The organism is Arachidicoccus sp. (genome assembly GCF_050436765.1).
Classification (GTDB): Bacteria; Bacteroidota; Bacteroidia; order Chitinophagales; family Chitinophagaceae; genus Arachidicoccus.
The window spans coordinates 1-16,413 of sequence record NZ_JBNQGD010000073.1 but is presented as its reverse complement, the minus strand read 5'-3'; the positions used below and the strand labels follow the sequence as shown (position 1 = coordinate 16,413).

The 16,413-nt window shown below is 41.8% G+C and carries 10 protein-coding genes; 1 reads left to right on the top strand and 9 read right to left on the bottom strand.

What is annotated here, in order from left to right:
* Positions 1–114 precede the first annotated feature (114 nt).
* From ACQR30_RS03210 to ACQR30_RS03185, 6 genes are all read right to left on the bottom strand, one after another.
* A complete protein-coding gene (locus ACQR30_RS03210; RefSeq protein ID WP_429731166.1) occupies positions 115–798 on the bottom strand; it encodes an RraA family protein in 684 nt (227 codons plus the stop codon).
* 24 nt (positions 799–822) lie between these two features.
* A complete protein-coding gene (locus ACQR30_RS03205) occupies positions 823–1,251 on the bottom strand; it encodes a hypothetical protein (protein ID WP_429731163.1) in 429 nt (142 codons plus the stop codon).
* A 477-nt stretch (positions 1,252–1,728) separates the two neighbouring features.
* Positions 1,729–2,517, bottom strand: a complete 789-nt coding sequence (locus ACQR30_RS03200; protein WP_429731161.1) for an SDR family NAD(P)-dependent oxidoreductase — start codon at positions 2,515–2,517, stop codon at positions 1,729–1,731.
* 139 nt (positions 2,518–2,656) lie between these two features.
* Positions 2,657–4,882, bottom strand: coding sequence for a hypothetical protein (locus tag ACQR30_RS03195; RefSeq protein WP_429731159.1), 2,226 nt, complete (start codon positions 4,880–4,882; stop codon positions 2,657–2,659).
* Between the two features lie 163 nt (positions 4,883–5,045).
* Positions 5,046–6,617 (bottom strand): RagB/SusD family nutrient uptake outer membrane protein, encoded by a 1,572-nt coding sequence (locus ACQR30_RS03190; RefSeq protein ID WP_429731157.1) that lies wholly within the window; start codon positions 6,615–6,617, stop codon positions 5,046–5,048.
* 11 nt (positions 6,618–6,628) lie between these two features.
* Positions 6,629–9,724, bottom strand: coding sequence for a SusC/RagA family TonB-linked outer membrane protein (locus tag ACQR30_RS03185; RefSeq protein WP_429731154.1), 3,096 nt, complete (start codon positions 9,722–9,724; stop codon positions 6,629–6,631).
* Between the two features lie 320 nt (positions 9,725–10,044).
* Between ACQR30_RS03185 and ACQR30_RS03180 the strand changes: the two genes are divergently transcribed.
* Positions 10,045–10,257, top strand: a complete 213-nt coding sequence (locus tag ACQR30_RS03180; protein ID WP_429731152.1) for a hypothetical protein — start codon at positions 10,045–10,047, stop codon at positions 10,255–10,257.
* Positions 10,258–10,416: 159 nt separating this feature from the next.
* Here ACQR30_RS03180 and ACQR30_RS03175 read toward each other — a convergent pair whose 3' ends face one another.
* The 3 genes from ACQR30_RS03175 to ACQR30_RS03165 all read right to left on the bottom strand — a co-directional run.
* Entirely contained in the window at positions 10,417–11,820 is a 1,404-nt protein-coding gene (locus tag ACQR30_RS03175) for a sugar porter family MFS transporter (protein WP_429731150.1), read from the bottom strand.
* A 163-nt stretch (positions 11,821–11,983) separates the two neighbouring features.
* The gene (locus ACQR30_RS03170; RefSeq protein WP_429731147.1) at positions 11,984–14,332 is read right to left on the bottom strand and encodes a hypothetical protein; all 2,349 of its coding nucleotides are present in this window, start codon (positions 14,330–14,332) and stop codon (positions 11,984–11,986) included.
* Positions 14,333–14,366: 34 nt separating this feature from the next.
* A partial coding sequence (locus ACQR30_RS03165; protein WP_429731144.1) for a glycoside hydrolase family 2 protein occupies positions 14,367–16,413 on the bottom strand: 2,047 nt, incomplete at its 5' end.

Here is a 16,413-nt window from a genome sequence, read left to right as displayed (position 1 = left end):
ATCCACTAAGTGCACAACCCAGTGAGAACAGCCACAGTGTTTTGCAAACTCGAAATGTTGCCTGTTGAGCATGTGTCTATAAAGACCAAGACCTAACTTCATCATTGTTACAGTTTATAAGATTCCAAATTGAGAAAATGCATCGGTGCTACTCATGCCATTTTCAATTTCTTTTCTCACGAGTTTCTCGCCTCTGGCTTTTTGCAAAGCCTTTGTAATTACTTCCTTTTCCACTTTTCGGGGAACGATCAAAACACCATCCATATCCGCAAAAACCAAATCACCAGGTTCAATCCATACACCCTCAATTTCGATATTGCAACGATAATCTACCACCTGTGTTCTAACAGAAGAATCCTGAGCAAATCTGCCCCTACTGAAGACCGGCCAATTTTGTTCCAATACCTTGGGCGTGTCCCGATGATAGCCATTTATCACTGCTCCTCTTGCGCCACGCATTTTGGCAGTGGCCGTAAGAATTTCGCCCCAATAAGCGCAACGCATCGCACCTCCTGTCCCCAAATAAATCTCACCCGCCTGCAATTGATCCAATGCTTCTGTAAGCTTGCCAAATGGCCTTTTCTGCTGCCCAAAGACATCTATCATCAGTACCGGCATAGCACGACCTACCAGTTTATCCTGCAACCGTATGGGTTGCACCGGCGGTGGCAAAAATTGATGACAACAATTTAATTCATCCAAAATATCACCCACTACAGGCGTATATAATTCTTTTTCCACCAGGTCAAACAATTCTTTATCGGTTTGCCAGTTTACTAAAGTATGGTTTTGTTCCATAATTCTTCTGTTTAATTAAGTAGTTTAATTTGCTTGATCTATTAATTGAAGTATCTGCCCTTTCAATCTAAGCCCATCGGAATCCAACAAGGGATAATAATGGACATCCCCTAAATGAGTATTACTTTGTTCTACTATAATAATTTCAGTTGCTTTATCCATAGCGACACTGTGCCACATATTTACAGCAATATTATAAGTAACACCGACTTGCATCAAGGTACATTCAAAATTTGGCCGGTCATTTTCAATAGTAGCGGCAATCAGTACAGCTTTTCCTTTTGTCAATACAAAAACTTCGTCGGTTTGCTGGTGCTTTTCGAGCCGGTCAACGGTAGTAAATGACAAATGAGGTAAATAATTTAATTGTGCCACTTGCCAGTGCTTACGAATAAAAAAAGGGTGATAGCCATTTTCATTTGTATAATAAGTTTCAATCAATGGATTATTCATTACTTATTTATTTATGTTTTCGTGGTTAATTAATAAAATTTAGTCTCAGCCATTTAATTTAAATCACTTTTGTCCCTATCCAAAGCGGTATTTCACCAACAGATATCATAACCGGCAAGGGCCTGCTATTTATATATTAGACGCTGAAAAACGGTGAGCGCCACTTTGAAAGGAAATTACCTTTCCCTCCAAAAAACATTATAAAGGCCAGCCTGGTACATATCACGAACCGTTTTCCATTTTGGATTTTCATCACGCCGCCCGCGCCCTTATCTATCGTCAACAGAAGTAACCCTTTGGCGCGTCACTGTTCAACAATAGTCTCATCAGACAACATTATACTTTTTCTGCACCATACTTATTTTATAGGGCAGCGTAATGCCAAAAATCGAAACCGTACCCTATGTATGCTGCACTGATTTTAATTCCCGTTGTTGCTATAAGTCTTTTGCAAACTCATATCCATCTGCAGGCTATTTAATTTCTTGGGTCATATTGAATGGTACTTTCCTTGTATCCACCATCCACATAAATCTCCGTACCGGTCAGATAGGCCGCTTTATTACTTGCCAAAAAAGCAGACATCCAAGCTATATCATCCACCACACCAAGCCTTCCAAACGGTATCCAGTTTTCGAATTTTTCTCGTCCAAACAGTTCGATTTCTTTTGCATTCATTTCGGTTTCTATGGCACCGGGGGAAATTGCCAGCACGCGGATATTATGTGCTGCAAGTTCAAGTGCCATACATTTGGTCATCATGTTGATTGCGGCCTTAGAACAGCAGTAATGTACAAGACCTTTTCTGGCCACTTTATCATGGATGGATGAAATGTTTAGAATAACACCTTTTTTCTTATCTCGCATTCGCCGGCCGGCAAGTTGCGAACAATAGAAAGAACCTTTCAGATTTGTATCCATGATCCGGTCCCATTCATGTAAGGGCATTTCCAGCGCGTCGTTGACCGTTTCAATTCCTGCATTATTCACAAGTACGTCGATGTCACCCATTTGTTTGTCCATAAAATCGAACATGCTATCCACCTGCTCCGCGATACTTATATTAGCAAAATAAACTTTACAAGTCACTTTATATTGTACAGATAAACGCTTAGCAAATGCGCAGGTTTTTTCTTCATCCATTATATAGTTAATCAGCACATTGGCACCGCAGCAAGCCATGGCTTCAGCTATGGCTGCACCTATGCCCTGCGAAGCACCTGTGACTAAAACATTTTTACCCGACAAATCAATTGTATTGTGCATATTTTAAAAAGGCTTATAATTATTTTTTTTATTTAACAGCACCAGTTGCGGATCTGCTGAATGTGAATGGATCCTTATTATTAGATTCGAACTATTGCGTCGGTTTCCATGGCATGAAAAGCACAGAATTTATAAAACATTACTTGTATTGTACACGTGTTTCTATCCCATGTTCTCCACTTTTTATCGAATAATTTGTTTTCTTATAATTCACATTCAATAGCTCGCCCTTAAATCCTCTAAAAGTATTTTTTAATTGGATCATTTGTCCGTCAGGGCTAGGATCAAAACCAAAAAGTGTCCTGATAATAACTTCGGCAAAGGCTGCACCAGCCCCCTCATAATAATCCTGTCCGCCAAAGGATGCCTTTCTAACAGGTTTTATTTCACCTGAGACATACCTGCTCTGACCAAATGGACCTTCCTCCAAAACAGGTTCTACATTATGAAGCATTTCAAGGCCCCGGATCGGCTTACCCAAATGCACAAAGGATTCCAGGGTAAGAGCGGGCCACGCATCATAAGAACCGGTGACACCGTGATCGGCCCTAAGGGACGGTCCCGGCCAAGGTGCCTTGATGCTCTGCCTTCCTTTCTCACTTGAAAGCGTCTTTTGTGCCGATGAATCATCAAGAGCCAAAGCCCTCATCCAGTTTCCCACCCACAATTTTTTATCCACAAAATCCGTCATTTCGGTTTTCATCTTTTCAGTTAAATCCGCCGGCATACATCTGCCGATAGTTAAAAAATCTATGCATGTTTCAACAGGTACAAGTTTTCCATCCGGATATAAACATTGCCAGTACCCTTTCCCATTCACATACAGACCCTTGATCTCATTAGACAATTTGGTTGCAGATACATTCAATGCTCGGGATTTTGCAACCGCTCCTCTGGACAAGTATAACTGAGCCAGTGATCTCATCATCCAGACATTGGCCGCATTCAGGAACGGAACCTTATGAATATAAGAAGGTATGGTTTCCGAAAGATTTTCGGCACCCCCATAATCAGCCAAAAGCGACTTGCCATTTGTTAGCTTCGTCCATGCAGTACCAATCTGCGCTAATCTGTCCATTACTTTTTCTCCGTTTATCTTTTCATTCAAAAAGCTCGTGTCTGCCGTTACGTTGAGATACGTGTACGCGGTATGGAATACTGTATATTCATTTGCAGAATACCAGGGTCCAACTTGTTTTAATGTAAGAAAGTCCACTGCGTATCCCTTTTTCAAATCCTGTGATAAGAATAGTTTTAGTTGTGATTTCATTGCTTTTGGGTCAAGCAACGCCCAAATTGTAGCATAGGAAATTGGGTCCCAATAATAGGTCAGGGTGTTGGCATACGCAGGTGAAGCCGTCACAAACACATGTTTATAACCAGAATGCGAAAAGTTTGTCCGCATTAATTCGAGCAAGGTAACGATACTGGAGTAGTATATCCGCCGTAAAGATTGGTCCTTTGTTTTAAGTGTAGGCAACCATCCGGAATAAAAGTCGTTTTTGGGTTGAAAGGCAAGCTGGTACCTCTGCTCCCATTTTGTATGCGCTTCATTGAAAACGGTATTGAAATGCTCAGCCCAGTCAGCTGCCATCTTAAAAGCGTTATCTTCGGACGTATCGATTGACATAGTGATTTCCAGATCAACAAAAGTCCCTTTGGGGATACTTAAATCGAAACCTACAGATGTTCCGGATACGGTCGTGCTGATTTCCGAGGGTACCTGGCTGAAATAAAAAGCAGCATGTAAATTGCTTTTATCATCACTCTCCATAAAACAATGCTTCCCATTCTGAGACGTTTTAAAATTATTATCTCCGGATCTTGGCGTCTCCCAGGCCCATGTGGTATTGGCGAAACTTCTCAGATGTCCCTTATTGTCAAATGACAAATGCGTTCGTATGTCATTTGTGGCGGAAAGATTGGAGAGTCTTACCTTCCATAATATTCCTGGCTTTTCAAAAACCATCCTGGTCGTCGTTTCTATTGAACAACTATCGGCAATTGCTTTTCTCAATATTTGATAAGGATACCATTTTGAAGCGGTTGAATTAATGCCCTTGTTGTTAACACGCAACTCCATGATAGTGCCTTGATCAAACGCTGGACCTTGCGACCATGGCGGTTGGGTCAGGTTTATAATGCCCATTACGTTTTTGCCAGCCTGCATCCCGCCATGAAAATTGCAGATCGCCGGTGTTTGTTCATCTTGCCATGACGGCCTCCATCGCGCCGAAAGTTCATCCAGAGTGGGGATGATCTGATTCTCATCTAGCCGTTTCTGACCAAAAATAAATTGGAAACACAGAAGGCAAATTAATATAAGCCCAATCTTTTTGTGTTCTTTAATAATACTATGCATCATTTCTTATTTTCTATACAAAATTTTTTCACGAAAACTACGCTCAGTTTTCTTAGACTGATCATTGATTTAAAGATTACTTTGGGTAGGTTTTCTATTAAAAATTGCTAAATGAAATTACCTTTTTATTCTCAACAAAAAGGTAATTTCATTTAGCAATGCTTATTTATTTATAATCCGGATTTTGTACCAGCAACTTATTAATTTGCAACTCTTGTTCTGGCAATGGCCATAAATAATTTTTGGCGGGGAATGTTCGTGTTATTACGCCATCGTTAAACCCATCGAGTACTGTTTGGGCGAGATGCCAGCGTTTTAAATCCAGATACCTAAAACCTTCAAATGCAAGTTCAACTCTTCGTTCATGCCTGATTCGTGCACGCATTTGACTTTGGTCAAGGCCGGGTGGTAACGCAGGCATGTTTACTCTGGCCCGTATTAAATTGATATCTTGATAGACTTGTGGAGTTGGTCCGGTAATTTCGTTTATCGCTTCAGCATCACTGAGCAGCACCTCCGCATAGCGCATAATCGGTACATAAGAGGTAACTAAAGTATTCGATTTTTGATTGCTGGTGCCTCCGTTTTGTTTCACTTCGTCTTCATCACACACCTTCCAATATATATAAGGGAGAGTTGATGACTTACCGGAGTTTACCAAACCCCATGTACCATCTTCCCAATGAACGGTATCTTTACAAACTGTTTCCCCCATACGTGGGTCTCTGTTTTTATATAAATAATTATGATCTACACGTGAATCCGAAGGATTGTACGGCGTGCCATCACTAAATTCATATTCATTTAATAAAGAAGGAAGGACAGAGACTGAAACCCAATAAAACTGCATGGTAGAGATATTGAAACCGTATTGACCATACTTATTGTCTGAAGGAGCTAAATAATGTACCGCACCAATATATTCCGGATTATTTTCTTGTTGACCAAGACTATGTGCAAACAACCCACGGTAATAAGGAGACAATTTATACAGGCCTGAGTTAATGATTGCCGTCGTAAGTTGCGCAGCCTTTGTTAAATTATCGACAACCGCATGTCCGTTTTGATCGTAACCCACATATAAATAGGCCCGTGCGGCAAGTAACTGTGCTGACGCCTTTACGAAATGATCGTTGTTGGCTGAAAAAGGCACATCCGGTAAATTTGCAATAGCGAAATCACAGTCCGATATTATTTGATTAAAAATATCGCTGGCTGGTGCTTTGGCTTGTTGCTCTGTAGCTATGGTAAGTGGCACCGTAACTAATGGCACAGAGCCAAACAAGGTATATAGCCTATAATATTCCATCGCACGAAACAGCTGAACTTGCGCCATATAATAATTCTTATCGCTCGCACTTATGTCTGTGCCTTTATACTGGCTGAGGTTTTGCAAAAAAGTATTATAAGTAGCTAACCGCCGATATCCGTTATAATACCAAAAATCAGTAGCATGGGAAGATACCGTAAGCGATTGGTCAATCGACTGTTCGTTTCCATAGGAAAACCAATCGAAGCCATTGTCGGATAGGCCGTCAAAATCCTGGATACCCGACGATATAAAGTAGTCCTGCAAAGTATTATAGCAGCCAGCAAGGGCCATATCAAAATCGCTTTTTGATTTCCAGAATATACCCGCGGATAATTGGTCGGTTGGATTTAAATTTAAATCTTTTTTACATCCTGCGAACATTAATAATACAACGCAGAAAATAACATGTTTATGTAGTTTTTTCATTTTTCTAAGATTTAAAAGGTTGCAGATAGGCCGAAAGAAATCACCTTATTTTGAGGGTACGTCAAATATGCCCCCTGCGGGGTTTCGGGATCCATTCCGGGGAATTTAGTAAATGTGAACAAGTTGTCGCCAGATACATATAACCGCAGATTACTCATTGCAATCTTTTTAGCGACCGATTTTGGCAAAGTATAACCGATTTGAAGGTTTTTAACCCTTATATAAGACATGTCGTACAATAAAAATGTGGATGGGTGATTGTAAATTCTAGCCGATCCCGAAGTAGTGTAATAATACAATTTTGGCATGGTGTTCGAATGATTTTCGGGCGTCCAGCTTTGTTCAGCAATTTGTTTTGTGGGTGGAATAGCCGCCCAGAACGGCACGATGCCACCGCCGCCAAATATTCCTTTTTGCCCCTGTACACTTTGTACAAATGCATAAATATCAAATCCTTTAAAAGATGCGCTTAAATTAATTCCGAAATTATAGGCAGGGAACACGCCTTTTGTCATCAGCACTCTGTCGTTATTATCTATCACGCCATCCTTATTAATGTCTTTGAATTTTAGGTCGCCGGGGGCAGTAGTTTCGCCAAATTGTTTAGGGGATGCATCGATTTCAGCCTGATCCTGAAAGATTCCATCGAGTTGCAATATATAAAAACTATTCCAGGGCTTGCCCTGTTCAATGATCGAAGAGCCATTATCCTGGGGCGTACCAAAGTCTACCACTTTATTCCTAAAACCGCTGATATTGAATCCGGCATTATAAGTCAAGCCTTCTAAAGCACCGTCCTGCACGGTATTACTATATTTTACAGCGAGTTCTAAGCCTACATCAGACATGGCTCCACTGTTAATTGTAGGCGCCGACAGGCCGACAATACCGGTAATCTGAGCGGATCTTAAAATATTTGTAGTTAATTTTTTATAGGCATCAAAGGTCACATTCAAATGTTTAAATAATGTCGCGTCAAAACCTATATCCGACATGGTCGTTGTCTCCCAGCTTATACTAGGGTTATTCAAAGTACTTTGTTCAGCACCGGTTTGCAAATTGGAACCGAAAGGATAATTTGTACCTATATTAATTAATGACTGATAAGGGTATAGACCAATGTTTTGATTTCCCAACTGTCCCCATGAACCACGAATTTTCAAATCTGTCAACCAGGATTTCTTAATATTTTCCATGAATTTTTCTTCTGTTATTCTCCAGCCAGCTGAAAAAGATGGGAATATCCCCCAGCGGCTATCGGGTGACAAACGCGAGCTTCCGTCGTATCTTACATTTGCCTCAAAAAGATATTTATTCTGGTAATTATAATTAGCTCTTCCAAAAAACGACTCTAAAGCCCATGCGTTACTGGTACCACTATTATATTGCGGCGTGGCATCCCCCGCATTTAACTCTTGCAAACTGCCAACCGAGTAACTAGGCCTCGATGCCTGCAAAAAATAATAATTATCCTGCTCCATGCTATAACCACCCTGCACACTAATTTCATGTTTTCCGAAAGCATGGTTATAAGTCAAGTAGGAATAAAGATTTTTATAAATGGTCTGGTCCATCGATTCATTTAAACCAGTTCCGGGAATACTGCTGGAAAAACCCAAATTATCTGGGTTGAAATAATTATATACAGGCACTTCGGCAGCAAAAGATTTATTACGATTGAAAGTGCCATTAACGGCAACCTTGGTAAACCAATGCAAACGATCGATAATTTCCAAATCAGCCCAAGCCTGACTGGTGATAGTATAACTGACATTCTCCGCTAATTGATTATTGGCCGCAAACTGATTTGATCTTGTAGATTCCCAGGGATAAGCCTGATAAGTATATCTTCCGCTACCATCGGGCAAGAAAGGCAATGCTGTTGGCGGGTGTGCAATGGTTTGATAAAATGCATCCGCTGCACCATTCATAGGTTGAGACTGGTTGCCATTATTTAAACCAATATTAAAGCCGACACGAAATATCTTACTTATCCGAGAAGCCAAATTAAAGCGGGCATTAAATTTCTTATAACTAAATGCTTGCATATCCCCCTTTTGGTTAGTATAGCTTATGGTCGCGTTATAAGTAGTTTTTTCTCCGCCGCTTATCGATAATGTATTTATCAGCGTTGGTGCGGTTTTAAACATTATAGATGCCCAGTTAGCATTGGGGTATTTAATCGGATCCGAAGGATTTTGATACAAGGCAATAATTGAATCGGGATAAAGCTGATTAGGATCCGTGATTCCACCGTTAAGCTTACCCTCGTTGAAAAGTTGCATATACTGAACCGAGTTAGTAACCAGATCAGGTAGCGTAGTCGGATTAGCTAAACTATAGTTTATATTGTAATTAACCTTAAATTTTCCTTTGTTTTCGCTACCGTCTTTAGTAGTTACCAATATTACTCCGTTGGCCCCACGGCTACCATAAATAGACGCGGAAGCGGCATCTTTCAAGACAGAAACAGACTCAATGGTAGCAGGATCCAAAGTAGACAGGTCACCTTCAACACCGTCAATAAGGACAAGAGGATTCGAACCTGCTCCACTATAGGTGCCTTGGCCGCGAATTTGGATACTTGTGCCCTCCCCCCCCGGCTGTCCTGAGTTCTGGACGACACTAACACCGGGCAACAGCCCCTCCATCGAACTAGCGGGGTCAACAACATGGCGCTTTTCTAACTCATCGCCTTTTACTGTAGCAATGGAACCTGTTAGGTCTATCTTTTTTTGCGTTCCATAACCAACCACTACGACATCATTTAAAGAATTGGCGTCAGGTGCTAATGCTATATCAATTTGACTTTTCGCACCCACGATGATTTCCTGTTTCGCCAGTCCTATATAAGAGAATTCTAAAGTCGCGCCAACCTTTGCATTTATGTGATACTGGCCAGCATCATCACTTAAGACGATATTTTTGGTTCCTTTCACACCAACGGACACACCGGATAAAGGCTTGTTGGCCATATTTGTGATAGTACCATGGATTTCTTTGCCAGCCTGCGCGTATCTGCTGGTTGAAATACAAAAAGTAAACAAAGCCATCCAGAGTAAAAACCCATACATTTTAAGCAGTCTGGGCTGTAGATTCATTTTCATATAAAAATCTTTATAGTTATTAATTAAAGAATTTACAATCATGATAACAAAACAACAGTAATGACACAGTTGGCCAAACTTTGTCACATTGGGCTGTTCGGATATCGAAACACCTTACGAATTCCAATACTTGTAGAAAACCAATTGCCGAAAAAATCCCTATTCACCCAAAAAAGAAATTGCAACCAATCGAAAAGGCGAAGTTCTTTAGCTATCGGCTAGCACTATTAACAAATAATTGCAACTAATCTGTGGTTCTTCTTTAGATGTTAAAATTATACGGTTAATATGTTATAGTTTGTGCAGTTTGCGAAAAAAAAATGTCAATTTACGAACGTTTATTATTTTTTTTTGCGACTGATAGAAAAAGCAAAAAAGGCTACAATGCCTCTAATACCTCTCTCTCTTTTATCACAAAACAACATGCCAGTTGGTGGAAATTTTCTCAGTTGCGCTTGGTACAAATGCATCCGTGGACCCCTAAGTTTACGGGTCGCGGTGGAATCCATTCAAACTATATTTTGTGGCTATAACTTAGCAAAGCAACCGTTCAACTCCTAAGCAATGGATGATCTGTATTTTTAAATCCAATGCGAACGGTAATTGGTTTATGCCCTTGCGTCGAAGAGAACGCAGGCAAATATTAAGTTGCTTAAAGTGATTTTTTCGGTTCACTTCCTTTAAATAACTTTTTAAATATGCTTTTGAAGCGAAGCGGGTTCCTTTGTTTGTTTCCAATATTGTTCTATTTCTTCCAGGCTTCTGCCCTTTGTTTCGGGTATTTTTTTTATTACAAAAATTGCGGCAGGAACCATTACCAAACCATAAAGAATAAAAGTCATTCCTATGCCCAGCCAGTCACGCAACAAAGGATAAGTTTGCGTTACAAAGGCGGAACCGAAGAAAAGAGACAATGTGGCGAGTGACATAGCTCTACCTCTAATGGAAGTAGGATAGATTTCAGCAATTAATACCCAAACTCCGGGGCCCAGCGTAGCAGCAAATACGGCTATATAGAAAATAAATCCACCCGACAAGTAATAGCCTCCTTGCTGGTCAGTAAACAACCAACCGATGGCTATTAGAGCGATACTCAAACCAATAAAACCAGTCACCAGTAGCGGCTTGCGCCCCCACACATCAATTTTCCAAATGGCCAGCAATGTAAATAACGCATTAAAGCCACCTATTATTGCGGCAGTACTCATAGCAGAGGATGTTTGCAATCCGGCTTTTTGAAATATGGCCGGTGCATAATACATCACGGTAGTAATGCCTGACATTTGGCTCAGAAAGGGTAACAATACGCCGATCAATAACGCGGCCCGATACTTCTTGGAAAATAATTCCTGGAAGGTCCCACGCTCTTCTTTGATGGCAATGGCGATGGAGGCCGATTCGGTTTTCGCTTTCTCAGCTCCGTTGATACGTTTCAGTATCTCAAAACCTTTATGATCTTTACCTTTTGCGATCAGCCATCTCGGGCTCTCGGGCACCATCAAAAGAAATATTAAAAACAAGGCTGCCGGCAGCATATTAGAACCCAGCATCGCCCTCCATACTTCATCCAGCAAATAGTGACTTATCCAATTGCCAAAATGATGGGTGGACGACAAATTCAGCAACCAAGAATTGGACAGATAAGAACAAAGGATGCCTAATGTAATGGCGAATTGGTATAATGAAACCATCCGCCCCCTTAAAGAAGCCGGAGACATTTCAGCAATGAACATGGGGGCTACCATTGCAGCGAAGCCAACCCCTATGCCTCCTATGATTCGGGCAATCATCAACTGCTCGGGCGAAGCTGCAACGGCAGAAAAAAAAGCAGAAATAATAAACAGCCACGCCGAAAAAACCAGCACTAACCGCCTTCCGAAACGATCAGCCAGCCAACCAGCGACAGCCGCACCCAGCATACATCCCAATAATGCCGAACTCATAATCCACCCTTCCATTATAGCGCTAAGATGAAACTGGAATCGAAGAAAATTGATGCAGCCGGAAATAACGGCTGTATCGAATCCGAACAAGAATCCACCAAGGCCGGCGGCGAAGCAGATTAGAATTAAATAAGTTGAACCAGATAATTTCATTTTTACATTTTTGCAGATAATTGTTCACAATCCCAGGAAATTTAATATCGGCACAATGCTCTTTTTGTATCATGCGTTGTGGTGAAAGAATATTGACAAGAAAAAGATACCCTTTACGCCGACATTTTTTGTGTACCATAAAAACATATTTTTTCGGTTACAGCTATAATTCCACTTCAATTGTTTTCCCCGCTTTAACTTTTACTTTCTTCCATTTTAAAAATGCTGTATAGCCCAACGGGCGTTTTGCCGCCCCGGACGTTTCTGCAAAAATGGACACCACGGCATCAAATGGTGTTGGATTGTTAATGGAGAGTGTAATCATCCCTTTATCATTCTTCGTTTTTTTTACTTTTACCTGATCGAATACAAACATTTTATTCTTGTCCGTCTGCACATAAATACCAGGTAACTCGAGGCTCATCAACATACCATTGAGCACGGTCCATCCATTATCACCGCTATATAATCGCCCGATCCCGTCATCCCCCTCAGCATCAGATGTTTGTACCCGTTCCATAGAGCTACCCCATTTGGTACCTCTTGTACGATCCTTCACACCTGTTGATACCGTAGCACGACCCGGAAGTTCTACCTCTTCCGTATGTCCGTTCACAATATCACGTAGTAATTGCGCATATTTTGTTTCGCCGGTTGCCCTATATAATTTAAATAAATAATCACCCGAAGCAGTACAGATGCCTGGTGCCGCATGTTTGTTTTGAGCACTTGCCCAAACGGCACCGACACTATGTGCGTTAAAACTTCTCAGATCGGAGCCGAGCGGAAATTCATAATTGTAAGACGTCGTCCAGGTAGAGCACAATGCCGCCTGGACCTTTGCTTTTGACAACCATTGCGGATCGTCCGTGGCCCAGTATAGTGCCATAAAAGATTCAAGCAATTCAAAGGCCGATTCAGAATCGGCATCCTGACTGATGTCGCCACAGTTGCCCCCGGTCAAACCCAGTGTTTCGGTGAAGCGATGATAATAGCTTTGCGCAATTTTTTTTGCACAGCTAAGGAATGCTGGTTCATTAAAATATTTAGCCGCCAAGACCAGCCCCGCCGGGGCAACGGCACCAGCAGTAGAATTAAACACCAGCACTTCTCCTGATTCCGGGTCAACGTACTGTCCAAGATCCTTATTCTTTTTCCAGGTACGCACAAAGGCCCAGGCGAGCTTTTTCGCCGCTGCTTCCCAGGAAGGTTTTATATCACCGCTATGGTTCAAAGCCTTGTAAAGCATAAATTGTTTACAGAACCAAAACAAGCCGTCAGCATTTTTACGCACCATCGCCGAAGAAACAATAAGGGGATATTTCGGTTTCAATGCTGCGGGTAATCCCCTCTCCGGCACAAACGTTTTGCCGTTATCAATAATGCCATAAAAATAACCGCTTTTTCCCTGCATCCTATTTACCACGAAATCAATTGTATTGGCCGCTCTGTAGAGATGGAGCGAATCGTTTAACGATAGCATCGGATAGCTATCCATCATGCCTCCTACCCAACCCAACTGAAAACGCGTATCGTTGCCTTCGGGAAAATAAATGGAAGCATAAGGTGCATCGTGAAAATGTCCCTTATCCATTAGCTGTTTGGAGTATTTAAATATAGCACTCATAGGTGCCACATAATATTGTGGTGTCTGACCCAGTAATGCTTTTCGTTTATTCATCCAGGTATTCAGGAAGTCGGCCATATTCCTAGCGGCAAATACGTACACATATAATTGCACAGTCACTTCTTCTCCTTGTTTCCAATTATGCGCCCTGTCATGGCTTTCTCTAAAATCGCCAAAACCGGCTATATTTTTCCGCACGCCGGGAGCAGTAACGGAGAAAGTTGCTTTACTTCGGTCATTACTTTCTTCTACCGTCAAAGCTGATACACCCAACTTTGTTTTAGGCCCGGTCAATACAATAAAACCCCGCTTTTTCTCCTTGGAGAGAAAACCTATGCCGGGAGTTGCCGTACTCCACGTGAGCAGTTCAATCTTCGACGGTTCATGGCGATGTAATGCGAGTCCTGGGTCATGGGAGAAAGTAAGGGGCAGATTTTTGTCAAAATACATATAGGACGGATAAGGAGGCATATAACCACTTTTCAGCATCGGGAAGCGGTTGCCATCGTAGACTACACCAGGAATAAGCACATAGTTGCCGGTGCTCCAGTCGGAGAAATTAAAATTGACTGCTACCGAAGCACTTTGTTCAGTTCCCCGCTCCAGTTTAAATTTTACTTCAAATTGTAAGGCTCCATCTTTCATCTGTTGAACAGAACTGATGGTGTATTGCCAAATAGCTGTCGCTGTTTTTAACCTGCCTTCACCGGGTTTCGAAGCGGGAATAAGTAGCTTTTGTTTCAGGTTATTGTCATTATATCGCCAAACCTCAAAGGAGGCTATGCCGCTTAAAGAGGAAAGGACATTCCCTGTTATACGATTGTTCTGCGCTATGACCCAGCTACCCAATGACAGCAGCAGCATCATTAATACAGCCTTTTTCATTTGCATATATTTTCTAATTTTCTAAAAAATGCACCTAGTGTGCAATCAAACGTTGTCTGTAACCCCCCGGCCGATCCAGTTTTTTCCCTTTGTCCGTTGCAGGGAATACATCAATGTCATAATCACTATTATTAATTAATTGACGTTTCGCGTCAAATAATCCCACTTGCACTTTAATTGACTGGCGCTTTTGCACGTTCGGCAATTTGAATTTCAGGTAGCCCTTAAAATCTACATGACTTGCACGCTGCGTCACCGGTATTGTGCCGGCAGATAATACCCTGTCATTTTGCAGCACTTGGTAACGTAGATTTGCGCCCTTAATCATATACGGTTCATCATTGCAAACAAAAACTGCAATCCTACTGCTGTCTGCCGAAAAACCATAAAACGCATCGGGCCGCAGGTTGACTGCGACAGGGCGTAACGCGTTTCGATAAGCAAAATAGGCCGGTTTAGCCTGTCTGTCTGCATCCATTAATGATTTTAACCAGCCGGCCGGCCATGCGTCGATGAGCAGGTGAACGGCGAAAGAGTTCAGATTATCATCACGGCGAAGTGCTTCAGTGAATAGTCGAATAGCCCATTGCTGATAGATACGACTTTGCGTTACCCATTGCACCATCGACGAATCTTTTAGCACCAGCCACTTCGCTCCTACGGTTGGGGTCTGGCAACCCGGAATAATTTTGGGATTCCACTTGCCGTCATTTGATTGTAGCCAGGTCTTCGGATAATTCTTTTTCATAAATTCAATATCATCAAGGCCCTCCGCGCCAAATTCGCCACAACCATACATCCAACCTTTACGCGTATCAAACCAACTACCGAAATACGTTTTTCGGATCCCATTTCCATACCATATATCATAATCATGATCGTCTGAAAAGCGCGGCGAGAGATTTATATAATCACCCTCTACCCATTTGCATACCTGGCCCGGATTCATCAATTGTGCAACAGAATCAAAACCATAGAAGAGCTGTTGATGCCCCGCACGGCTCAACATCATCGGCTTGCTGAAATCAGGCTCGTTCAAATAGCTGATCATGATATTAGACGGATGACTTCTTACTAAACGCAACAATTCCACAAATTGCGCATTCTCGTTTCTCACTACATCTTTACGATATCCATTGAATGCAGGCATATCTGTTTGAGCCATCAAACCCAATTTATCGAAATAATCATATGCTTCTTCCTGACAGGGCTGCTGTGTCATCCGCCAAAAATTCATACCGGCAATTTTAGCCAACAATATATCGTTTTCCAGTTGCCGCCAATCCTTTCTCATCACACATTGCATGATGTTGCCCATCATATTAGCGCCCCGAAGTTTTATTTCCTGCCCGTTCAAATAAAAACGTCCCGTAGGTACACTACTGGTCGATTGTTCAAAAGAGCGCATCCCAAATTGCTTTTTCACAGCATCTACCGTTTTCCCATGTTGGTCCAGCTCCACCTGTATCTGATAGAGCCAAGGCGCATCGGGTGACCAGAGTCGCAAGTTCTTTTTCGCAATAACGGTGTTGAATGTCCAGATGTTGAAACGATCGTTTAACGGTCGAATACGGATATCTTTTTTATCAACCATTCTTTTTTTGTTAATGGTCGCTTTAAAGTTCTGCCCGTATAGCGAATAAGAAAGAGATACATCCTTTGCACTTACCGGCACTTCAATGCTCACGACAGCTATAGATTGTTGCAGTAATGGGCGCACATAGATATCGTTGATAAAAACATCGGCGCGTTTCTCCAGATAACAGTCCTGCCAAATGCCAAAACCAGGCGGGCAGTTTGTCCAGCCCCCAACTGCATTCCAACCAGGACCACCACAGGCAGCCAGTTTTTTACCAAACTTCCTATGAGGACCTGTAAAGAAATTATCGCCCATCATAATAGCATCGTTGTATACCTTTATTTCGAGCAGATTTTTGCCTGTATGTACATAAGAATGGATATCAAATTCAAAGGAACCAAATAAACCCGTATGCTCGCCGACGAACTTGTTATTGACAAATACTTTGGCGATATAATCCACACCATTAAAATGCAGCAGCAATTTGGATGAACCTAATAGT